Source organism: Paenibacillus chungangensis, assembly GCF_042675905.1.
In the GTDB taxonomy this organism is placed as follows: domain Bacteria; phylum Bacillota; class Bacilli; order Paenibacillales; family Paenibacillaceae; genus Pristimantibacillus; species Pristimantibacillus chungangensis.
On record NZ_JBHTJZ010000011.1, the window covers coordinates 112,540 to 133,635 of the forward strand.

General features: G+C 54.9%; 16 protein-coding genes. 1 reads left to right on the plus strand and 15 read right to left on the minus strand.

All coding sequences use genetic code 11. From position 1 onward, the window contains the following. Positions 1-177: 177 nt before the first annotated feature. From ACFQ2I_RS10155 to ACFQ2I_RS10200, 10 genes are all read right to left on the minus strand, one after another. Positions 178-1,668 carry an ABC transporter ATP-binding protein gene (locus tag ACFQ2I_RS10155; protein WP_377563997.1) on the minus strand — a complete coding sequence of 497 codons (1,491 nt, stop codon included), beginning with the start codon at positions 1,666-1,668 and terminating at the stop codon, positions 178-180. Positions 1,669-1,894: 226 nt separating this feature from the next. Continuing rightward, complete coding sequence (locus ACFQ2I_RS10160) at positions 1,895-3,085, minus strand: NAD(P)/FAD-dependent oxidoreductase (protein ID WP_377564000.1); 1,191 nt, start codon at positions 3,083-3,085, stop codon at positions 1,895-1,897. After that, the gene (locus tag ACFQ2I_RS10165; RefSeq protein WP_377564001.1) at positions 3,069-3,806 is read right to left on the minus strand and encodes a methyltransferase domain-containing protein; all 738 of its coding nucleotides are present in this window, start codon (positions 3,804-3,806) and stop codon (positions 3,069-3,071) included. The genes ACFQ2I_RS10160 and ACFQ2I_RS10165 overlap by 17 nt, the downstream gene beginning before the upstream one ends. Beyond that, the gene (locus ACFQ2I_RS10170; RefSeq protein ID WP_377564004.1) at positions 3,799-5,007 is read right to left on the minus strand and encodes a type III polyketide synthase; all 1,209 of its coding nucleotides are present in this window, start codon (positions 5,005-5,007) and stop codon (positions 3,799-3,801) included. Before ACFQ2I_RS10170 ends, ACFQ2I_RS10165 begins: the two co-directional genes overlap by 8 nt. Before the next feature lie 165 nt (positions 5,008-5,172). Next, positions 5,173-5,865 (minus strand): ABC transporter permease, encoded by a 693-nt coding sequence (locus ACFQ2I_RS10175; RefSeq protein WP_377564005.1) that lies wholly within the window; start codon positions 5,863-5,865, stop codon positions 5,173-5,175. Then, the gene (locus tag ACFQ2I_RS10180) at positions 5,837-6,781 is read right to left on the minus strand and encodes an ABC transporter ATP-binding protein (protein ID WP_377564006.1); all 945 of its coding nucleotides are present in this window, start codon (positions 6,779-6,781) and stop codon (positions 5,837-5,839) included. Before ACFQ2I_RS10180 ends, ACFQ2I_RS10175 begins: the two co-directional genes overlap by 29 nt. Before the next feature lie 77 nt (positions 6,782-6,858). Then, positions 6,859-7,812: a sensor histidine kinase gene (locus ACFQ2I_RS10185; protein ID WP_377564008.1), complete on the minus strand. Its 954-nt coding sequence runs from the start codon at positions 7,810-7,812 to the stop codon at positions 6,859-6,861. A gap of 1 nt (position 7,813) precedes the next feature. Continuing rightward, positions 7,814-8,530, minus strand: a complete 717-nt coding sequence (locus tag ACFQ2I_RS10190) for a response regulator transcription factor (protein ID WP_377564010.1) — start codon at positions 8,528-8,530, stop codon at positions 7,814-7,816. A gap of 5 nt (positions 8,531-8,535) precedes the next feature. Beyond that, positions 8,536-8,949: a disulfide oxidoreductase gene (locus tag ACFQ2I_RS10195; protein ID WP_377564012.1), complete on the minus strand. Its 414-nt coding sequence runs from the start codon at positions 8,947-8,949 to the stop codon at positions 8,536-8,538. Positions 8,950-8,961: 12 nt separating this feature from the next. Then, on the minus strand, positions 8,962-9,633 hold the full coding sequence (locus tag ACFQ2I_RS10200; RefSeq protein WP_377564013.1) for a DsbA family protein: 672 nt from the start codon (positions 9,631-9,633) through the stop codon (positions 8,962-8,964). 207 nt (positions 9,634-9,840) lie between these two features. On the opposite strand from ACFQ2I_RS10200, the gene ACFQ2I_RS10205 reads away from it, so the two are divergent. Further along, entirely contained in the window at positions 9,841-11,997 is a 2,157-nt protein-coding gene (locus ACFQ2I_RS10205) for a heavy metal translocating P-type ATPase (protein WP_377564014.1), read from the plus strand. Between the two features lie 405 nt (positions 11,998-12,402). On the opposite strand, the gene ACFQ2I_RS10210 is transcribed toward ACFQ2I_RS10205, so the two are convergent. The 5 genes from ACFQ2I_RS10210 to ACFQ2I_RS10230 all read right to left on the minus strand — a co-directional run bounded on the left by ACFQ2I_RS10210 (position 12,403) and on the right by ACFQ2I_RS10230 (position 21,074). Beyond that, positions 12,403-13,167, minus strand: coding sequence for a sugar phosphate isomerase/epimerase family protein (locus ACFQ2I_RS10210; protein ID WP_377564015.1), 765 nt, complete (start codon positions 13,165-13,167; stop codon positions 12,403-12,405). A gap of 245 nt (positions 13,168-13,412) precedes the next feature. Beyond that, positions 13,413-16,106, minus strand: coding sequence for a family 78 glycoside hydrolase catalytic domain (locus ACFQ2I_RS10215; protein WP_377564016.1), 2,694 nt, complete (start codon positions 16,104-16,106; stop codon positions 13,413-13,415). Between the two features lie 26 nt (positions 16,107-16,132). Beyond that, complete coding sequence (locus ACFQ2I_RS10220) at positions 16,133-18,223, minus strand: hypothetical protein (protein WP_377564017.1); 2,091 nt, start codon at positions 18,221-18,223, stop codon at positions 16,133-16,135. Between the two features lie 18 nt (positions 18,224-18,241). Continuing rightward, positions 18,242-19,132: a carbohydrate ABC transporter permease gene (locus ACFQ2I_RS10225; RefSeq protein ID WP_377564018.1), complete on the minus strand. Its 891-nt coding sequence runs from the start codon at positions 19,130-19,132 to the stop codon at positions 18,242-18,244. A gap of 19 nt (positions 19,133-19,151) precedes the next feature. Further along, positions 19,152-21,074, minus strand: coding sequence for an ABC transporter permease subunit (locus ACFQ2I_RS10230; protein WP_377564020.1), 1,923 nt, complete (start codon positions 21,072-21,074; stop codon positions 19,152-19,154). Positions 21,075-21,096: the final 22 nt, after the last annotated feature.

The following is a 21,096-nucleotide window of genomic DNA, read 5'->3' on the forward strand; positions in this document are numbered from 1 at the left end:
ATATATTCAAAAACTACTATCGTCAAGTTTGTTAGCGAACTTTCTCGTTAACAAGTGTTCCCTAATTGCCCGAACATATTAAAAAGCGCCTCATCGCATCATGCGATCAGACACTTAACGTTATTATGCTTATTTCGTCTCCAATGACGCTTAAATAGTTGATACTAGCCCGTTCTTTCAGGCAACGACTACATTCTCCGCCATATTCCCTTCTTGCACCTCATACACATGATCGGCGTTACGAATCGTTGACAAACGATGCGCAATAATGATCGTCGTCTTCCCTGCCCGGAGCTCATCCAGATTTCGCTGAATGACGCGCTCCGTCTCCAGATCAAGGGCAGATGTCGCTTCATCCAGCAGCAAAATTTCCGGCTCCCGAAGAAGCGCTCTTACGATAGCCAGCCGTTGTCTCTGTCCCCCTGACAAAGTGACGCCCCGCTCCCCCAGAACGGTATCGTATCCATCCGGCAACGCCGCCACCGTATCATGAATAAGCATTTTCTGACAATAAGCGATCATCTCCTCTTCAGAGATGTCCTCATTGCCCATCATCAAGTTCATCCGTATCGTATCCGGGAAGAAATAAGGCTCCTGAGACACCAGCGCGACCTTGCGCAGCCAATCCTCCCGCTTCCACGCAGACAGCGGCTTCCCATTAACCAGAATCGCTCCTTGCTCCGGCTCATAGAATCGAACCAACAATGTAGATAAAGTGGACTTGCCTCCTCCGCTCGTTCCGATCACGGCCAGCTTCCGGCCAATAGGCAGATCTACAATGAGGCGGGTCATTTGCTGCATCGACACGAAGTATAGCAGTAGAAAGCCGATGAATTCTCCTGCCGTCAGCATATTCTTCTGGAGAAGCCAGCTGCCAATGACGAACAGCCCCAATGCGCCTGCGTAATAACTGAACATCCGCCCGCTTCCGCGCAAGTAAGAGAGGAAAAACGCCTTTACCACCTGAGCATTCCATGCGTCCACCTTATTCAGATAACGCTTCAGATCCCACTTCTCCGCCGTGAATAAACGCAGTTCCCGAATCGCGGATACACTTTCATGCGCTTTCTGATTCGCTTCAATTCTGGCCCCGGCCAGCGCTTTGCCTGCAACCGCCGCCCTTCGTTCAATCGCGGGACCATACAAATAATATAGCGCGAAGAACGGAACGGCGACGAGCGTAAGCTGCCAGCTGGATGACACCATGGCGCCCAGAGCGATCATCGAGAATAGGAGGCTGAAAATCATGGAAGGGAACAATTCCCGGTACAGCTTCTGAATCGACGCCACTTCGGTATTGAGAAAAGCCAGCGTCTCTCCTACAGGATGCTGCTCATAGTAAGCAAAACCAAGTGTTCGAAGATGACGAAAAATGGACAACTGCATATCGCGGGAAGCCTTCTCTTGCACATGACGCTGAAGCCAGTTCCTAGCCATGGAAAGACTGATCAAAATCACAATCAGCAAAACGAGCAGGATGACTAACCACAGGAATGAGCTTCTGTCCTTCGCCGGCACAATGTCATCAATGAAATATTGAATCAGCTTCGGAATAACCAGTTCCACGCAAGCTGCAGCACCCATTACTGCTACCAATCCCGATACAAGCAGCTTATAGGGCTGCAAGAACGAAATAATCCAACGATACACCGAATAAATAGATGTCATAAGCCATCACCTTCCCCTCGTGTACATGCGTGTTTCAACATCATACCGAATGGATTGGAAAAATGTAACATACCTATTTTAAGATTGGCTAATCGTATTTAAGCAGAGGCATTCGTCATACCTGGGCAAACAGCACAAGGAACGGCAGGAAGCCGCCCTTCGATCATCGTTATGACGAAGATCAAAGGGCGGCTTAAAGGATATAACGGTGTATGCGGCGCATCAGCTAACCGGGACGCAGCCGGGTAGCTTCTACGAACTTGCATGCAAGCCGGGGACTTAGTCGGGCCAATCCCGGAAGGAGGCGTGAAGCGGCCGGATGGCGCAGCATTCCTTCAACGACCTTCCCCCACCTCAACGGGCCGCTGAATTGCGAATAGATCGCCTGGGTATAAGCGATGCGCCATTGTTCATACGTCCATTCTCCCGCCAGGTAGCGATGAGCATCTGCAGCGCATAACTGCGCCGAGCGCAACCCCATCGACATGCCATCCCCGCATAGCGGAGGAATGCGGCCGATGGCGTCTCCAATATGGGGAATGACGCTCCAAGGCACGGGATGCTTGCTAATATGGACCGGAGCGACAGCAGATTCTGTTCCATGTACAGGCTGGGCGTCGACCATTCGGCTATGCAGAGCGGGATTCCGGCTGACAGCTTCCATCAGCATCCCCTCCACAGTGGAATGGCTTCGGGGAATATCCTCGCTATCCAGCAGAGCCGCCATATTGTAGTGTCCACACTCGATTCCGTTAATGCCCAGGTAGCCGCCCGGGAAGAAATACAGCTCCACCGCATCACTTGGAGAGCTCGCGCCGGCGCTCCATGCGAAATGCGACTTCACCCCGATCGCACCGCGTTCATGCGCCGATCCTGAGCGCCGCTTGCGCCAGCTACCGTCATCGACGCGATGGTCATGTCTCCCAAGGATACGCCCTTGTCCGCCAGCGCCCCAGGCAGCCACTACGGCACGGGCTGTGATCTCCGTCGACTCTCGTCCTTGTCTGACATGAAGGATATAGCCGTGCTCATAGGGCACGACGGCCGTGACGGTCCCCCCTTGCAGAAGGAATGCCCCTTCCGCAACGGCATGTCGATGCAGCGCCGCATCCAATCTATAGCGGCTAACCCCGAGAGCGGTCCCGGGAAGCGGCAGCTCAACCTGTCCGCCACCGGCCAAGTATAACGCAATTCGGGAGATGCGATGAGGCTCAAGTGACTGCACCGTCTCCCTAAGTCCCATAGCCGATAATATATGCTGCGACTCCGGCGACAGAAATTCGCCGCACACCTTATGCTTCGGGAAGCGCTGCCTGTCCATTAACGCCGTTACCCAGCCGCGTGCCGCCAGCATCGCCGCCAGACTGCTGCCTGCCACGCCTGCGCCAAGCACCGCAGCGTCATAATCCGTCCGCATAGCCTCCACCATCCTTCCGAATCATGACCGCATAACGGAATAGGGGGCGCCAGCGATAGAGGAGCTCACCGCTCCCAGCCGCTGCTTCGAGCGAGCGCCAGTCTGACGGGCGGAATCCCTTGGCCACCGACAATGGGCCGTCATGCCGAATGTAACGGTTGCGCGACACCAGCCGCGCGGCCAGCCATACAGCGATCCAAGCCAGCCAATGGCGGTGTATATCGTTAATAACCACGCCGTAACGCGATGCCCGCACCATGCTGCCGACCACCTCATGAAGCCGTTCGCCCTGGAAGTGATGAAGGAACTGCGTACCCGTTACAATATCGGCACAGCCGCTAGGAAGCTTCAGCACATCGTCCCTCCTTACTTCCACACGAGGCTCGTCTCTGTAATACAGAGCGGCTTCCTCGCAGGCCTCTTCCGTTACATCCAATAGCGTAATTCTCATTCGCACCCCATGCTTGGCGCTCCAGTCCAGCAATCGCCGATTCACATCACCCGATCCGGCGCCTACATCCAGTATGGACAGCTCCTCCGGACAGCCGGCTTGCCGCCATAGCCGGTTCACGCCATACAGCGTAGGCGCAGATGCGGCGAACAGCTTGTTCAATCTGCGGAGATGGACATGCGCCTCCCGCAGCTCCTCCCCTCCACTCGCGAGATCGTCCATCAGCTCATCAGCCTCCGCTCGATGGCGAAGCCATGGCCCCTCAAGCATAGCTGCCCTCCCGGCAATCGGCGGAGGCTGCAGCATTGGTCTGGGTGGAAGCCGGTACATAAGCAATCTCCAACAGCTCGGCCGTAATGCCTGGCCCGAATGCGAGCGCCAGGCCGCTTCGTTGCCGCAGCGCGTCGTGCGAACGAAGCTGCCGTCTCAGCTCGGCAAGCACGAACAGGATTGTGGCCGAGGACATATTGCCGTAATGACGCAGAATAGAGCGACTGGCGGAGGTCTGCTCATCACTCAGTTGGAAGACGTCCTGTAGATTGTCCACAATCCCCTTTCCTCCCGGGTGAATCGCCCACAGCTCGGGAAGGCCCCCCTCTTCAGCTTGCGCCCCAATCAGCCGCTCCACTTCATCTGGAATAACGCGCCCGATCAGCCCCGGGATGGAGGGAGACAAGTAGAGATCGAAGCCGCGATCGCCTACCTCCCACACCATCTCGTCTCGGCAATCCGGCAGCAGCACGGTATGCTCCTTGCCCAGCAGGAAGCAATCCCTGCTCTCTGCTTCCGCTTCGCCTACTACGCATGAGGAGGCGCCATCGCCGAAGAAGGAAGCGCCGTACAGCTCTTCCTTGCCGCCCGAAGGCTGGATATGAAGCGTGCACAATTCCACACAGACGATTAAGGCATGTGCGTCCGGACGCCCTTCCACGAGTTGTCTGGCCACGCACACTGCCTTCAGCCCCGCTGCGCAGCCAAGGAACGTCAACGGAATCCTCATTACATTCGTACTTAGCCCCAGCTCCCAGACGAGCGACGCATCAAGACCGGGCAGGAACTGTCCCGTGCAGCTGACTGTAATCAGATGCGTAATATCGCCAGGCGTCAGTCCGCTGTCCTGCAGAGCGGCACGCGCAGCTTCCACGCCAAGCGGCACAGAAGCCTCCTTGTATAGCGACATCCGCTCCGCTGTCGTCGGAGCGGCTCCTTGCGAGTCCTTGCCGGGGAAGAAGCGACAGCTCTCTGCCGGCTCCAGCAGATTCGGCTCGCAAGTATAACGCGTCTGAACCCCGCATTGCTTGAATATGCGCTTCGCCCAACGCGCGGAATGTTGCTCTCCGGCGCGAGACAAGGCTTCCGTCAATCTGGCGGAAGTATCCTCCTGATCCATCCTTGCGGACGGCACAGCGGTGCCGATCCCTTTTATAGCCGATCTCTTTATTCGTCCGTCCGTTAGCTCCCTCACTTTCATATCCAGCATCCCTCTTTCTGCGAATAGTCATCTCGCGCAAGGCAAGGTCGAGACAAGCCTCTTGCTACCAACAGTCTATTCGCAGGAAGCTGGAATTATGAGCGCTGGCTACAACAGAAAGCCGTTCTGCCTCGCTATCGCGACAATGACAGAGCGGCTTCTTCATTACATATCCACGTCATCCACCTTGCGGAAGGACAGATAAGTTAGCAATATGCCCAGTATGCCCAGTGACAACGGTACCGCGATAATGTGGCTCAGGCTGAAGCCGTTGCTGTTGGACACGACAATCGCGACGATTAAAATGGACGAAACAACGGTTGTGGCTACCGATTTGGAGCGCATGCCGAAGGCGAGCGGCATCAAGCTCATTCCCGCGGCTCCGAACGATTGCATCAGCACGTTCAGCCCCTGCTTCTGCAGCAGCTCCGTCGTCACCGCATCGTCGACATAACCGACATATGTGTTCACGGCGACAACCAGCGCTCCCAGCACCACATTGAGAATAATGAGATTCACGAACGTCCAGCTGAACACCATCGCCAGCTTGGCGAATATGATTTTCTTGCGGCTAATGGGATAAGCGAACATCAACGTCATCGTCTTGTCCCGAAATTCAGAGATAATCAGCTTGGACAGCATGACGGAAGCGTATACGATGAATGTTGCTCGTCCTATCGTATCGATCAGACTGAACATGTCCCCATAACCGGTGAAGACTGGCTCATCCTCGCTGGGCGCCTCCACAAAGTACATTAAGAAGAAGAAAGCTGCAATAGACGCATAAGCGATGAGCGATCCCCACACGTAACTGATCATCTTGCCTTTCTTAAGCTCCAGCTTGATGAGATGCAGCATGCTGATCGCCCCCTTTAATCAGAGAGATGAAGTATTCTTCCAAGGTGTGGGCCTTCCGATCGATGGAAGTAATCGGTACATCATTCATGATGAGCGCCTTGGACAGTTCCTCTTGTGTCCCCTTCCAGTCATAAATGCGCAGCATACGCTCACCCATCACCTTGAAGTTGCGGATGTCGAGCGTCTCCTCCAATACATATGCAGCCTTCCGCACGTCCGGCGTCGTCAGCTCTACATAATCGGGTCTGGATTCTCGAATCTCATCCATTGTCACTTCCTTCAACAGCCGCCCGCGGTTAATGACCCCGATCTTGTCGGCCACCTGTTCAATCTCGGATAAAATATGACTGGAAATGAGCATCGTCATGCCATATTCATCTCGCAGTCTGCAGAACAGCGTCCGCATCTCTGCGATCCCGGAGGGGTCCAGACCGTTGATCGGCTCATCCAGCAGCAGCAGCTCGGGACGAGTGGAGATCGCCCTGGCAATGCCGAGCCGCTGCTTCATCCCCAGCGAGAACTGCTTCACCGGCTTGTTCTCGACGCCATGAAGCTGTACGAGCTCCAGCGCTTCCTTCATCATCGCTTTGTTATAGCTGCCCATGTATTCGCCATGCAGCTCCAGATTCTGCTCCGCCGTCAGCTTCTCGTAGAAGATGGGATTCTCGATCATATGGCCGATCCGCTTCAGCGGTTCAATATCGCCGGGCAGCAGCCGCTCGCCGAATAGCTCGATCTCGCCGCCCGTTGGCTTCACCAGATTCAGAAGCATCTTCATAATCGTCGATTTGCCGGCCCCGTTGGGACCCAGGAATCCGTAGATTTCTCCATTTTTTATATGCATCGTCACGTTGCTCACTACTTCTGCCGATCCGAAAATCTTGCTGATCAGCCTCGTTCGAATGACATCCGCCATGATGTGGCCTCCCCTTGTTCATCGCTATAATGCCAGTGTAAGGCCCGGCGTTCTCTTTTTTGTTTCGAGAATCTTACTTATTTCTTAAGCAATGGCTTCATTCGGGGAATGACAACTGTGAAGGTCGTCTGAACGCCCGGCTGGCTGGCCAGTTCGACGCTTCCCTTCATCTGCTGCGCCAGCCGCTTCGTAATCGTCAGCCCCAGCCCGCTCCCCTGGAAATTCCGGTTGCGCGAATCGTCCAGCGTATACAACCGCTCGAACACCCGATCCAGATCCGACTCCTGAATGCCTCTGCCGCGATCCGTCACCTCGATGCGCACCTCTTCCTGCTCCAGCCTGAGGAACAACCCGATATAGCCCCCGTCTGAGCCGTATCGGATGGCATTGGAGATGAGATTGTCCAGAATGCGAAGCAGCGCTTCTTCATTGCCGTAGACGTGGACAGACTCATCCGGGATGCCGACATCGACGGTGAAGCCGCGCGACGCCAGCAGCTCGTAATACGCCAGGATACTGCGCCGGCACAGCTCGGACACCTCCAGTCGCTTCAGCTCCAGCTTGCTGTCCTCCGCTTCCAGCTTGGCGAGATCGAAGAACTGCTCTATCAGCGTCAGCACTTCCAACGTCTTCTCGTACACCTTGCCCAGCAAGCGGCTTCGCTCCTCATCCGTCAGATTCTCCTGCTGATGAAGCATCTCCGCATACCCTATGACGACGGTTAGCGGCGTCTTCAGGTCGTGGGATACGTTCGCCAGCATTTTTCGCATCGCCAGCTCGGTCTTCCTGTAGTCGGATTGCGACCGCCTTGCTCTCTCCTGCAGCTCGTTAATCGCCCGGAGCAGCTCTCTTAACTCCTTGTCTGCGGCCATCAGCCGCAGCCTTTCCCCGGAGCCGTCCTCCCTCTCCGCAATCTCGTCTAGCTTCCCTGTCATATAAGTGACGCTGCGGCTTAACCGGCGATAACGCAGCCTTTCCCGCACATAAAGAAACAGCAGTACAACACTTAGGCCAATCCATAGCCAAGTCATACTACTGTTCCCCCAATCTATAGCCAATGCCCCATAGCGTCTTGATATACCGGGGATTGGACGGATCGTCCTCGATCTTCTCGCGCAGCCGTCTCATATGCACATTAATGACATTCTCATCGCCGTAGTAGGCATCTCCCCATACCAGCTCATAGAGCATCGCTTTCGTATAGACTCGTGTAGGATGCTGCACGAACAGCTTCAAAATGTTGAATTCCTTCGCCGTCAGCTTCAGCTCCTCGCCCCGCTTCTTCACGGAGTAGTTATAAGGATCGACATGAAGCTCGCCTACTATGAGCGCTTCGGACACTTCAGCTGTGCTCTCACGGCCTGCCGCCGCATCGGCCGCATATTGCGTCGCTCTGCGAATGGACGCCTCCACGCGGGCAGCAAGCTCCAGCAAGGAGAACGGCTTGGCCATATAATCGTCGGCGCCGAACCGCAGCCCTAGCGCCTTGTCCACCTCGCCATCCTTGGCGGACAGAATGAGGATCGGCACGCGGCTGGTGCTGCGGAACTGCTGAAGCAGCTCCAGCCCGCTTATGCCGGGAAGCATCAGATCCAGCAGCACCAGATCGTACGCGCCTTCGCGGAATCGCTCCAGCGCAGCCGTCCCGCTCTCCGCCAGCGTAATATGATAGCCTTCCTTCTGCAAGTAATCGGACACCATCTCGCTGATCGAGGCATCATCCTCGATCAGCAGTACGTTCCCCCGCATGGCCGTTATTCCCCCTGCTCCGTCGGTCTGGCCATCAGCAGCAGCACCGTTATCAGAATAAAGCCGATTAGCGCCAGGAACGGTATTGTAATGAATCCAAGCCAGTTAATATAGGCAATATCGCAAGGAACGCCTTGCGCGCACGGCTTAATAGCGGCAAAACCCGGTATCTTCTGCTCCATGTAATGAAACGCGGATACGAAGATGCCCAGTATGGACAGCGGCAGTGCATACTTGCGAACAGAGCGCTCGCCGTGAAAGGCGGCAATGCCCAATATGACGCTGAGCGGATACATCAGAATGCGCTGATACCAGCACATCTCACACGGAATAAAACCCTTCACTTCACTGAAATACAGGCTGCCAAGCGTAGCGACCACCGCCACCAGCCAAGCCAGGTTCAATGCGTTCCTACTCATCGGTTCGCTCCCCTACTTCAGCTCGGACTCGATAGCCGCTTTAACGGAAGCATAGTCCATCGGATTGGCAACCATCGTATCGTTCACCATAATCGTTGGCGTCAGTTGCACGTTGAATTTGTTGACGAGCGAGATGTCATAATTGACGGCATTCACCGTCGCCTCAGCCTTCATCGTGTCCATGAACTTCTGCTCGTCCAGCTCTGGAATGGCCGACTTCGCAATCGCAAGCATGCTCTCCTCGGTTACCCATGAGTCGTCATGATTCGCAGGCTGAGCATCGTACAGCGCCTTGTGGAACGTCCAGTACTGGTCCGGATGCAGCTGCAGGATCGTCTCGCTGGCAAGCGAAGCCATGCGCGACTCTTCCCCATGGAACAACACGTTCACATGCGCGAATTTCACCTTACCGGTATCCACGAAGTCCTTCTTCAGTTGCGGCCAGTTCACGTCACCCCATGCTTTGCAGGACGGGCACTTGAAATCTCCGAATTCAACAACGGTTACAGGCGCGTTCTCCTCTCCTATGACCGGCTGCCCTTCGATGGACGGCGCTTCGCTCAGCGTTTTGTCGGTATTCTCTTTCTTCTCCTGAAGCTGGTTCACGGCAAATAATGCGACGATTAATGCGACTACTATCGCTGTATAGACAACGAAGGAGCGCGATCCCTTCTTCTTATTCATAATCCACCTCTTCATTAAAGTTTATATTCTGTACAAATGGTAACATATGACGACTCATTGCTCCATAGCCGTCATGTGGAAAATCGCACAATTTGTTAAAATATAAAGAACAATGGGGTCACCCCTTCAAAATGGGTTTGACATCCAGCCACAAAAAACATATTATATGAACAAATATTCATATGTTGGTAAGGAGTGACTATCATCATGAACGCCGACGTGAAGGAATATCGCGTGCAAGGCCTGACGTGCGGGCACTGCGCTGGGAAGATGGAGCAGGAAATCCGCAAGCTTCAGGGCGGAGAAGACGCTCGCCTAAGCTATAACAGCGGCATATTGTCCGTCCATTCAGCCGTCTCGATCCCCGAGGTGGAGAAGATATTGAAGCAAGAAGGCGCATCGCTCGACATGAGCGGCGAATCTGGAGAATTCGAACGCGAGACATCCGGCACGGCAGACAGCGGAAGACATCGACGGATGTTCACCCTCGTCATCGTCTCCGCCACCATGTATGCAGCAGCTCTGCTATGGAGCGACGAATTGGTGCCGTGGGCCGGACTGGCGCTGTACTTGATCCCTATGGCGCTCAGCGGCTATGTGACGTTCATGAAGGGGCTTCGCAATATTTTCAAATGGAAATTTACGATGGATACCCTTATGACTGTTGCGCTGGTCGGAGCTGTTGCAATAGGCGAATGGAAGGAAGCGACCCTCGTTGCCATCCTGTTCGGCTTGAATGAGTGGCTGGAGGGACAGGGCATGGAGAAGGCCCGCCGTTCCATGGAAGCCCTGCTGCAGGTGGCGCCGAAGGAAGCGGTCCGTCTGGTGAAGGATGAGGAAGTCGTCGTCCCTATCGAGACGCTGCGGACGGGAGACATCGTCGTCATCAAGCCCGGTGCCAAGATTCCGTCCGACGGTACCATTATCGAGGGAAGCAGCTCCGTGAACGAAGCGGCGATTACCGGCGAATCAATGCCCGTTGACAAGGAGGAGGGCACTACTGTCTACGGAGGGAGCGTCAATAACGAGGGACTGCTGCATATTCGCATCGACAAGGCCTATAAGGATTCCTCCCTGGCACGTATCTTGCATCTCGTACGCGAAGCCCAGGAGACGAAGACCCCTACGGAGCTGTTCATCAACCGCTTCGCGCACTACTACACCCCTGTCATCATGATCATCGCCGCCCTTGTCACGGTGCTGCCTCCCCTGCTGCTGCAGCAGGAGTGGAAGACGTGGTTGTATCAAGGACTGTCGGTGCTTATCGTCGGCTGTCCCTGCGCGCTGATATTGGCCTCGCCGATCGCCATCGTATCCGGTATCTCGCGCAATGCGCGCAGCGGCATCCTGGTGAAGGGCGGCGTCTATCTGGAGCAGCTCGGCAAGCTCGATACGCTGGCCTTCGACAAGACCGGCACGCTGACCAAGGGCGAGCCGCATGTCGCACAGCTCGACATCTATGATGAAGAACGCTTCCTGGCAGCAGCGGGAGCGATGGAGCACGGCTCCTCTCATCCGCTGGCCAAGGCGATTATGAAGGTTGTGCTGGACAGAGGCATAACCGTGAAGAAGACGGAATCGCTGCAGACAGTAACGGGGAAAGGGCTGGAAGCCCTGATCGACGGCCAGCGCTACTGGCTCGGCAATGAAGCTTGCATAGCTCATCTTGCCGTTCCCGCGCATGTGCAGTTGCGGATCGACGAGATGAAGGCGGACGGTCTCACGATTGTCATCGGAGCCGACGAGCATAAGGTGCTTGGTCTGTTCGGCATACAGGATGAAATAAGGGAAGAGAGCGCGGCCGTCATGTCCGCTCTGCACGCTCTGGGCATTAAGCGGACCGTCATGCTGACGGGCGACCATCCCCTTACGGCGGAGAAGGTGGCAGCCGCTGTCGGCGTGACCTCTTGCGAAGGCGGCCTGCTGCCGGAGGATAAAGTGCGCCGCGTGAAGGAACTCGCCGCAGACGGCCAAGTGGGCATGGTCGGAGACGGCATCAACGACGCGCCCGCGCTGGCATCCGCCCAGCTCGGCATCGCCATGGGCAAGGGCACGGACAGCGCGATCGAGACCGCGGACATCGTGCTGATGCAGGATCATCTGGGCAGGCTGCCGAGCGCCATCCGAACGGCGCGTAGCGTGAACCGGATCATCCGCTTCAACATCACCGTCGCTCTGGGCTTGAAGATATTCGCGCTCCTGCTGACGATTCCCGGCTGGCTGACGTTATGGATCGCCATCCTGTCGGATATGGGTGCTACGGTATTCGTCACGCTCGTCAGCTTGACGTTGCTTCTGCCGCGCAAGGAGGAGGAACTTGCAGCAGCGCGTGCGAACTCGCCGTTTCCTTCAACTAGTAAATAACTAATGCGATGTATCAGTAGCGACATGAAGGCGACCGGAGTCGGTCGCCTTCATCTCTTGCATGGCATGAACCCTCTGTCCAAGACGAATATCGTAAAAAAACTACTGCTACCTGGGTGCTTCACGCCACTTTTATACGAAAATTCGTTACTACTTAGGTCCATTCGGTACGAGGCACGCTTGACGGGGCTATGTGAGCAAAATGAGCGATAGCGCACACTTTCCTCTATTTTTCCGCTTCTATGTGACCATTCTGAGCGATAGCTCCTACTTGCTTAGTAGCTAAGTAGTAACGAAAAATCGTACAAAATCACTCGGTTCTACCTGTTTTCTAGGTTCTATCGCTTCTCGCTAATCTGAGCTAAAAGAAACCGGCGCGAGCTATGCCCGCGCCGGTTATTCACGTTATTCCGCCAGCCCGCTAAGATAGCGGTAGCTGATGGCCAAGCTTTCGAATGGATCGCCAGGACATACGTCTTGCTCGACGACATACCACTCCACTCCCGTCTCGCGGCAAGCCTTCAGAATCTCATGGAAATTCAGGTTTCCTTCGCCAATCTCGGCGAACACCTGCTTATTATCGATAATGGCCATATCCTTCAGATGAATGACGCCCATGCGCCCTTTCACCCCATAGATCGCTTCAACCGGATTGGCGCCGCCCGCCTGCACCCAATACGTGTCCAGCTCGAACCCGAATGCGCCGGCGTCGCTCTCTTCGCGGAGAATATCCATCGCCGTTCTCCCCGCATACTTCTGATATTCAAATGCATGATTGTGATAAATGAACTGTAAGCCTTGCTCCTTCAGCTTCCTGGCCTGCTCGCTAGCCTCACGTGCGAACTTGACATAACCTTCTTCCCCTTCGCGATATGGCGTCGGTATTCCGCCTATACCGATGTAGCTGCATCCCCATAACTTGTGTTTCTCTACCGTCGCCTCGAAGCTATCCCTAATCTCATCGAAGCTGACATGGGTAGCGCATATGCTGAGACCCGCTTCGTCCGCGGCGCGCTTCACCGCTTCTGGCGCAATGGGACCAATTCCCGATACTTGTACCGTCTCGTATCCGATCTCCCTTACTTTATGAAGCGTCTGCTTCAATCCTTCTTCATCCTTGCAATAATCTCTAAGCGTGTACAATTGAGCGCCAATCGTCGATTTTTTCATCATTTCCCGCCTCGATTCTCACATAATTAGTAGATAGCATTAACCTCCCAAGTATAGCAAATGACGTTATCAGCAACTTGTCTGTCGTTTGCATATATGTTTCTTTGTTTAACTCGTATTGCGATATTGCAAGCTGTTTCTAAGAAGTTGGAAGAAAAGAACAAACCCCTGACAATTGACATGCTTATTGCCAAATCAACCAAAATAGAACAGGCCTATGCGTATGCGCATAGACCCGCTCACAATTACGGCATGCGGATGGCCGCCTCCGGCATTGCCTCATCACAATGTTCTCTGGATGCAGATAACTTCAAGCAGTATGTGCCCGAGCCCAGCTTCAGCCGGGTGACTCGCTTCGCATCCTCACTAACTTCCAGCACTCCTTCAATTCCATCAATCCCCGTGCCGTGTTCGGTAATGTCCCGACGGCCGGCCGGCACTACGACCTCTGCTGTCGTATTCGCCGGGACGGTCACCTCCAATTGAATCGCACCGTCGTCATCCCGTCTCCATCCCGAGACAATATCTCCATACATCGATTTCAATTCCGCCTTCACATAAGAGAGTTGCCCGCTTATATGCGGCTGGAGCTGAATGCTCTTGTAGCCGGGTTGCTTCAAATTGATTCCTGCGGCAATCCGGTACAGCCATTCACCGACTGAACCGTAAGCATAATGGTTAAAAGAATTCATCTCGTCACTCCAGAAGCTGCCATCAGGCTTAATGCTGTCCCAATGCTCCCAGATCGTGGTTGCGCCTTTGCTGACCGAGTACAACCATGACGGATATTCCTTCTGCAGCACGAGCTCGTAAGCCAGCTCAGTATAGCCGAACCGGCTGAGCACCAGGCACAGATACGGCGTTCCGACAAAGCCGGTCGTCAGATGTGTGCCGCTCGCGCGCACATGCTCGGCAAGCATCGCAGCCGTTCGTGGACGGTCCCGCTCCTCCAGCAAGTCGAACATCAATGCCAGCACATACGCTGTCTGGGTCTGTGAAGCGACGCGTCCGGAAGGCGTAACGAACTCGGCGCGGAAGGCGTGAACGACCCGGCCGTTAAGCTCCCTGTAGGCTTCGGCGTCGTCCGACTTGCCCAGCACCTCGGCCGTCTTGGCAAGCAGGTCGGCCGAGTATGCATAGAAGGCGGTCGCAATCAGATCGTTCGGTGTGGCTCCGAAGGAGCTGTCCGCCTTGCCGTCAAGCGCCAGCCAGTCTCCAAAGTGAAAGCCGGTGTTCCATAGATATTCTTGTTCGCCTTGCGCACGTATATAGTCTACCCAGGCCCTCATGCTGTTGTACTGGCTCTCTAGAATTCGGCGGTCGCCATAGCATTCGTAGATCGTCCAAGGGCAGATTACTGCTGCATCCCCCCATGCGGAGGAACCATAACCAACGCCGGGGATATCCGGCACAACATGCGGTACAGCGCCGTCAGACTGCTGGTCTGCCCCTACATCCTTCAGCCATTTCGTGAAGAAGGGAGCAACATTGAATTGAAAGGCTGCCGTTCGGATGAATACCTGGGCGTCCCCGGTCCAGCCAAGGCGCTCATCACGTTGCGGACAGTCTGTCGGCACATCGACGAAGTTACCCTTCTGCCCCCAGACGATGTTGCGCTGCAGTTGGTTCAGCATATGATCGGAGCACTGAAATGATCCCGTGGGCTCCATATCGGTATGCACGACACAGCCCGTCATTCGCTCCAGCAATTCCTCGGCAGGCATTCCCGTCACCTTCACATAGCGGAAGCCCTGGAACGAGAAGAACGGCTCATAGGTCTCCTCGCCGCCTCCTTTGCAGATGTAAGTAACGGTCTGGCTGGCTGTCCTTAAATTACCGGTGTAGAAGTTGCCATCGCGATCCAGCACCTCAGCATGCTGCAGCTCGATTATTGCACCTGCCTCCTGCTGAGCCGTGAATCTTATCCATCCGACCATATTTTGCCCCATGTCAACGATCGTCTCGCCGCGCGGCGAAGTCAGTAGCTGCAGCGGCTGCAGCTCCTGCACGATCCGCATCGGATCACTCTCCTGCGCAACGAGTCCTTCATATTCACGGTCGATGATTCGTACCGCCTGCCACTGCTCTCCCCGGAAGTCCGGTTCACTCCACCCGGTCTCCTCCAGCCTGGCATCGTACAGTTCTCCGTGGTACAGCTCCGAGCGCTGCAGCGCTCCATTGCTGCATTGCCATGTATCGTCTGAGCAGACCACCTCCTCCGATCCGTCGGCATATACAATATGCAGCTGAAGCAGCAATGCCCGCTCATCACCGTAGAAGTTGCGCTTGCCTTCCCAGGCCAGATTGCCCTTGTACCATCCGTTGCCGACCATAGCGCCAAGTGCATTGGCGCCAGAAGCGAGCAGCCCCGTCACATCATAAGCCTGATACTGCAGGCGATGATGATAGCTGGTCCAACCGGGGGCAAGCAGCGAGTCATCCGGGGTGAGGCCATTCACATAGATGCGATACAGCCCCTGCGCAGTCACATACAGGCGGGCACTTACTACGTCTTGGCCGATAGTGAATTCATGCCGCATATAATCGCACGCCTCCGCCTCTTCAGCCTGCCGGCAACTCGAGGAAATCCATGCAGCCTGCCACTCGTCATGCCGTAGCGCAGTCTCCCAGAAGGCCAGCTCGCTCCAATCGGACGATTGTCCGCCGGCATCCCATGCTTGTATGCGGTAGAAGTAACGGGATCGGGAGTGCAACGGCTTCCCACCGTACTCCACCAGTACCGAGCTGTCGCTGTCGACGCGGCCCGTATCCCAGACCAGCTTGCTGAATTCAGGGTCTTGCGCCACCTGTATCCGATAAGCGGACTGCATCACCCCTCGTGTATCAGCGCGCAGCTTCCAGCTCAGTCTCGGCTGCTGCTGCTCGATAGCGATCGGATTTCTTCTATATTCACATGTCAGATCGTATACACTAAGCATCTCTCTCTCCTCCGATAAGTCTTCACTTATTTGCCAAGTCTTGCAGCATCGATGAAAAACTTGCCTGACCATGGCTCATTACCGCCAACGGCCGCATACTCAATATCTATCTGCGTCACTTCATGCTTATAGGGCCAGGAGGCGAAGCCAATCGCCAGCTCCTTCCAACCGGACGGGTTAGGAATGGCGAACCGCTTGCTCAGTTGCGCACCCGACTCAGCCGTCAGCCTAATTCGGGCTAAGTAGCCAATCGCTCCCGGCGCGCCGCCCCAGCCGCTAAGGGCCACCTTGAAGGACGAGAAGGCGGACCAGTTCTGCGGTGACGAAAATGTCTTCGTGACACGCTTGGGCACCGCTCCATTCACCGCCATACCCTGTATGCTTAGTAGTTTCGCGCCGCTCGCCGCTGCTGGAGTCGTTGGCCCTCCGCCGAAGACGGCAGCCACTGAGCTAACGTTGCTGCCGCTGCTCCATTCTTCCGTGCCGAATTCGAAATCTCCTAGGTTGTGTTCCCTCCCTGACAGCTGGACCTGATCGACAAAAAATTTGCCTGACCACGGCTCATTGCCGCCTACCGCTCTGAAGCTGACATCGATGCGCTTTAGTTCATTGCGATAAGGCCATGAACGAAAGTCCAAGCGCAGCAGCTGCCACACGTCATGCGTTGTCTCATAGGTTTGCTCCAGCAAGTGACCGCTCGCGGAGGTCAGCTTGATCTTCGCTTCATACCCGGTCGCTCCCGGCGCACCTGCCCAATGGGAAAGCGCCACACTCAGCTGCTGATATTCGCTGACGTCAACTGTCCGTTCAAACTCGCGATAGACGGTTCGCCAATCGTCGCCATTCACGGGACTGCTTAGATTGTCCAGCAACCTCCACTGTTCGAATGCGGCAGGCACGCTCACGCCGCCTTGCGAATAATTGACGACAGACTGGGCGACGTTGGCACCCGCCTTCCATCCTTCAAGACCGCTCTCGAAGCCGCCCAGATCGACCGTCTCCTCTACCAGACCGAGCGGGAACGGCTTACCTGATTTATAATCAGCAATATAATGCTTCATGTAGCGATAGTAGGCATCTCCATGCCCGTCCTCGACCGGCTCGATGTCGCGGCTGTATTCGTATGTGAAGTTGTCGACAAATCGGGTATTTCCCGCTTCATCTTCGAACCGCTGTGCGATCCATTCATTCCACCAGGTTAATGTAACGATTTTGGGGCGCTCCTCGAAAGCGCGTTTCCACTGAGCAGCGAATGTAATGCCTCCCCTGCGCGGCGTAGCTGAATCGAAATCAGATATGTAGCTCTGCTGGAAGGCTGTCGACACCGACAATTGTTCCTTCTGCGCGCCGTTCATGCCTACATTTTGCGGATGAGGCTGCAAGAAGGACCACTCCTTATCGGCCAATGAAGGCTGCAGACCCCACATATTGCGCATGGTAAACGATGCGGACAAGGAAGTCGGCTGTGTATCCGTCACCAGCAGCAGAGGCTTCCCGTCATATTGCACGAACAGGTTGTCATATTGGCCAGCCGTATAGAAACGGTTATAAATATCGTTCCCGGTGAATGCCGAATTCGGGTCATCGCCCCACGTCCCGGTCCAGAACACAACATGCGGTGTACTCAACCCTTCATTCCTCATCTCTAGCATCGTATTCAGGAACACGGCAGCGGGATTGGCGAATATGTCCTCATAATAGGTCGTATCCCATGTGCTGCGGGCATTGGTATTATCAATAATGATGAAATCGATGCCGGCTTCCTCCAACTGAAGCAAATGCTGGCGAATGACAGCAGCGTCATCCGAACGATAGTAGCCTAGAGCCGGCTTCGCCCAGTAGTGGAAGTTGTACAGCGGTCCCCAGACAGGAGCCGTCTTGTTCACACCCGAATCGGTTAGAATTTGGTGAATATCGGACACTGCGCCCCCTCCGGTCGGTACGACCGGATTGAACCACAGCGAGTAATTGATAGAGACCAGGTTGTTCATATTGGTAATATCCAAAGCACCCTCCGTCGATACAGCCTCAGCTGGTCTTACAGGCATCAAGCCAGTAAATAAAAAAGCGATCGCCACAACCATGATTGCAGACTTCCTCCACCCTTTACCGTTCATATGCATCCTCCCCATCCTCTACATTTTGATTGCGCCCGATGTCATTCCCTGGATAAAGTATTTCATGCCAAAAGAAAAAATCAGGACTAGTGGGAACGACGAGATTGTATACGCAGCGAATTGCACGCCCATATCCGTAATCCCGAACTGATTCATGAACAAGGTCAAGCCAACGCCCAGCATCTGAATCTTCGCATCGCTAATCGTAAGCAGTGGCCATATATAATCGTTGTAGATGCCCACAGCTTGCATAATGAAAATCGTGCTTATAATCGGCATTGACAGCGGAAATACCAGCTTGAACAGGATCTCGCGTTCTCCTGCTCCGTCGATCCGAGCCGCATCGAAAATTTCGTTCGGCAGGCCGGCGATGAATGTACGGCTAAGGAAGATACCGAAGATCTGACCGCCTGCGGCCGCTTGCAGAAGGATAACCCATGGTGTATTGGTCAGCCCCATATGGGCATAAAGCACATAAGAGGGAATGAGCGTCAAAATGCCTGGTATCATCATCAGACCGAGCATCATCATAAACAACGTCTCTTTGCCCGGAAATTGCTTCTTGGCGAATACATACCCCGCGAGCGTAGAGAGCACGATGACAGCCAGACTGCCGCCTAGCGCATAAAGCACGGTATTCATGACATAACGCCAGATCGCCGCTCCCGCTTCGGAGAAATTGTCCCACTGTGGAGGGGACGGCAGACCCCAGAAGCTGCCGAGAATTTGCGCGTTGCTCTTGAGTGAGCTGACGGCCATGAACAAGATCGGAACCAACGTCAGCAGCAGGATCGCTGATAGCAGCACATAGAGAATAAACTGCTGGAACCCCGCCCGCCACCTGAGTCCATAACTGCCTGAACGCGAAGCGCTGGCGAGCTTCAGAGGGTCGGTCGCGCTTTTCATCATGCGTGTCCAGTCTCCTCTCTTAATCCGTTGAAGTTTTGAAAAATTTCATATTGATTATCGTCAGCGCCAGGATAACGACGAACATCGCTACGCCAAGCGCCGAAGCATATCCCAGGTCATTGAACTGGGTCGCGGCATAATACATCTGCAGCGCCGGTACATAAGTCGAATCCAGCGGACCGCCGCCCGTCACGATAAGGATGCCGCCGAAGTCTTGAATAATGCCAATAAAGGCGAGAATAACAAGCAGCTTGATCTGACCTGACAGCATTGGCAGATGCAGTGATCGGATCATTCTGCCGGTGCTTGCGCCATCGATCTTAGCCGATTCGATCATATCCTGCGGAATAGAGATCAATCCGGCATAGAAAATCAACAAAGGCAAGATGCCGACGAACGGGAAGCCCATGAAGATAATCGCCCAGATTGCCGTATTAGGATCGCCAAGCCATGAGCGTATCCATTCACCGAGACCAACCGCCTGCAGGGCTTGATTCAGCAAGCCAACGTTGGGATCATAGAAGTTCTGCCAGATAAGCAAGCTCGCCACCGCCGGAATAATCATCGATGTGACGAATGCGGTACGGAACCAGTACTGGGAGCTTTTCCTGCGCAAATAATAAATCAGCTCGGCCACGATCAGTGGCGGCACCACAGTCTTGAACAGTCCGGTAGCAAGCAGCAGGACGAGATTGCCGATCCCTTTGCTTACGTAAGGATCGTTCAGCATACGCTCGTAGTTGGCCAGTCCGATAAACGTCGAGCGCCCTCCGGGATTCCAATCGTAGAAGGAATGAAACAATCCGGAGAAGGCGGGATAGTACAGGAAGATGCCAATCAACCCGAACGTCGGCAGAAGCATTAGATAACTTGACCGCTCGCGCCATACCGTCTTCAACAGTCCAAGCTTCCCTCTGCGTTTCAAGTAGATCATCAGCCATGACAGCAAGCCCGCTGCGGCAACAGCCGCTACAGCTACAGTGATCCGGGTTGCCGCCAATTGCTGCTTGGCAGATACGATCACGCTTCCGATATCCAGCTTCTGTACAACGCCAAGGCTGGACCCCTTGTACAGCAAGCTGCCGTCCGGGCTGACAGCGACTGCCCGGCCCGCACTGTCTCCGCTGCCGGAGGCCTTCCACAGTAGCGCGCCGCTTCCATTCAGCACGTAGTCATTGCCTGCGAAGTCGGACACGGCAATGTAACGGGCGTCATCGGTGGCTGCAACTGCAGTTATCGAGTCCGCAGCGGAGAACTCCGCGCGACTAATGCCGTCCGCTTCGAAGATATACACGCTTCGTGCGGACGTACCGGCGACGACTCGGCCATCATCCGTGACTGACAAGGCGTCTATTGTACCGGAGACGCTGTACTTGCCGACGTGCTCCAGCTTGCCGTTAAACACATAGACATACTGGTTAGAACCGCCAAGAGCGATCCATTCGCCATTGCCAGACATATCCGCTTTACGCGGTTGAATGCCGATATCGATTTCATCCAGCGGCTTCCCGTCCCTGTCGAACAGATAGGCCGTCTTGGAGCCCTTAAGCAGTGCGAGTACCGTCGTCCCGTCTCGAGAGACGGAGACAGCGGTTACCGGACGCTTCAGGTTAATGTCCCATATAACACCGCCATCCGGTCCGATCCGATACAGATGGCGGTCATCGGAGGCAACCAGCAAGCTGTCGTCCTCCATGAAGGACACGCCTGTTACAACGTTTTTGGCTTGAAATTCATATAGCGGCTGTCCATTAGCATCGAATACCACCGCTTTCGCATCGTACGTTCCGACGGCAATCGCCTGCCCGTCTCCCCGCACCTCAAGCGAAGTAATATAAGTATGGCCGACCGTCCATTGCAAGTTCTCCGCGGACGCCAAGCCTGCGAGCATGATGAACAGAACAGCGCTTAATGCCGCCGATAGTACTGCGCTCAGCCTCACGGGAATACCACCTTTCTATGCG

Excerpts from the sequence above, each read along its gene's own strand:
- ACFQ2I_RS10220 (WP_377564017.1), bottom strand. The coding sequence starts at position 18,223 with ATGAACGGTAAAGGGTGGAGGAAGTCTGCAATCATGGTTGTGGCGATC.
- ACFQ2I_RS10170 (WP_377564004.1), bottom strand. The coding sequence starts at position 5,007 with ATGAAAGTGAGGGAGCTAACGGACGGACGAATAAAGAGATCGGCTATA.
- ACFQ2I_RS10175 (WP_377564005.1), bottom strand. The coding sequence starts at position 5,865 with ATGCTGCATCTCATCAAGCTGGAGCTTAAGAAAGGCAAGATGATCAGT.
- ACFQ2I_RS10180 (WP_377564006.1), bottom strand. The coding sequence starts at position 6,781 with ATGGCGGATGTCATTCGAACGAGGCTGATCAGCAAGATTTTCGGATCG.
- ACFQ2I_RS10195 (WP_377564012.1), bottom strand. The coding sequence starts at position 8,949 with ATGAGTAGGAACGCATTGAACCTGGCTTGGCTGGTGGCGGTGGTCGCT.
- ACFQ2I_RS10225 (WP_377564018.1), bottom strand. The coding sequence starts at position 19,132 with ATGATGAAAAGCGCGACCGACCCTCTGAAGCTCGCCAGCGCTTCGCGT.
- ACFQ2I_RS10160 (WP_377564000.1), bottom strand. The coding sequence starts at position 3,085 with ATGCGGACGGATTATGACGCTGCGGTGCTTGGCGCAGGCGTGGCAGGC.
- ACFQ2I_RS10185 (WP_377564008.1), bottom strand. The coding sequence starts at position 7,812 with ATGACTTGGCTATGGATTGGCCTAAGTGTTGTACTGCTGTTTCTTTAT.
- ACFQ2I_RS10210 (WP_377564015.1), bottom strand. The coding sequence starts at position 13,167 with ATGAAAAAATCGACGATTGGCGCTCAATTGTACACGCTTAGAGATTAT.
- ACFQ2I_RS10205 (WP_377564014.1), top strand. The coding sequence starts at position 9,841 with ATGAACGCCGACGTGAAGGAATATCGCGTGCAAGGCCTGACGTGCGGG.
- ACFQ2I_RS10215 (WP_377564016.1), bottom strand. The coding sequence starts at position 16,106 with ATGCTTAGTGTATACGATCTGACATGTGAATATAGAAGAAATCCGATC.
- ACFQ2I_RS10165 (WP_377564001.1), bottom strand. The coding sequence starts at position 3,806 with ATGCTTGAGGGGCCATGGCTTCGCCATCGAGCGGAGGCTGATGAGCTG.
- ACFQ2I_RS10155 (WP_377563997.1), bottom strand. The coding sequence starts at position 1,668 with ATGACATCTATTTATTCGGTGTATCGTTGGATTATTTCGTTCTTGCAG.
- ACFQ2I_RS10190 (WP_377564010.1), bottom strand. The coding sequence starts at position 8,530 with ATGCGGGGGAACGTACTGCTGATCGAGGATGATGCCTCGATCAGCGAG.
- ACFQ2I_RS10200 (WP_377564013.1), bottom strand. The coding sequence starts at position 9,633 with ATGAATAAGAAGAAGGGATCGCGCTCCTTCGTTGTCTATACAGCGATA.